Below are 940 nucleotides of genomic sequence, written 5' to 3' on the forward strand. Positions count from 1 at the left end.
TAAAACGGCGGCGCACGCTACCGCCCCGCCCGGTGACGGTGATCAGTTGCCCTTGCGCGTTGTAGGTATAGTGCACCAGACACGTCGACGCATCCAGCCAGACGCTCTCCAGCCGCCCATCACGATACCGGCATGTCACCTGCCTGTCAGCACTGTCCTTCAGTGTCTGAAGCGTGCCGTCCGCATTCCAGGAAAAGAGGACGTCATTGCCACACGGGTCGGCGATACGTGACAACACCGCCTTACCTTGTGAGGACAAGGCGGTGTAATACCACACTTCACCATCGATGCCATACACGGACCAGCTGTCATCCTGATGATGCTCCAGCCAGCGTTTTTCGGGTGGGGAGTAGGTTCGCTGCCCGGCAGGCACAACAGGAAATGAAATCAGGTCGCCCGACGGCGCACGCCAGACCAGCCCGTCCTGATAGTGCATCAGCGTCGTTTCCCAGAACAGGCTCCAGCCCGTTCCCAGTACGCTGTCACCGGGGTTACCGCTACGCCAGCAGCGCTGCCAGTACACGGACAAACGGGAAGGCAGGACGAAATCCAGCTCATCCTCACCCGCCAAAAATTTTTGCCCGCTCACCACATCGATCGGACGGGCAATGATCCCCCCGGCGGCGACGGCCGTCATGAGCACACCATAACGGCAGGCAATACGCTGGATTTTATTGATCCCGGGAAGTTTTTGCAGAAGGCGGCCCAGTTTTCCAACCTTGCTGAATGCCCCCCCGGCACCACCAATCAATCCGGCGAAAAGCAGCGTTAAATCAGAAACCTTATAGAGCCATTCGGGAACTTCGGGCTTAATCGGCAGTGTCGTTTGGGCTTCACCGCCAATATAAACATTTGATGAGCCTTCTGTGATGGAAGCACCACAGTTGATTTTATCGCCAAGGCGGGATGCAGGCTGGCCGTTGATGAATACCCCGGAAGA

1 protein-coding gene is annotated in these 940 nt (G+C 57.4%); it reads right to left on the reverse strand.

Going from position 1 to position 940, the window contains the following annotated elements; all coding sequences use genetic code 11:
- Positions 1-940, reverse strand: a 940-nt coding sequence (locus FDP13_RS21455) for a DUF6531 domain-containing protein (protein ID WP_143840374.1), incomplete at both ends; no start/stop codon positions are given.

Source organism: Dickeya sp. ws52 (assembly GCF_007210685.1).
In the GTDB taxonomy this organism is placed as follows: Bacteria; Pseudomonadota; Gammaproteobacteria; order Enterobacterales; family Enterobacteriaceae; genus Dickeya; species Dickeya chrysanthemi.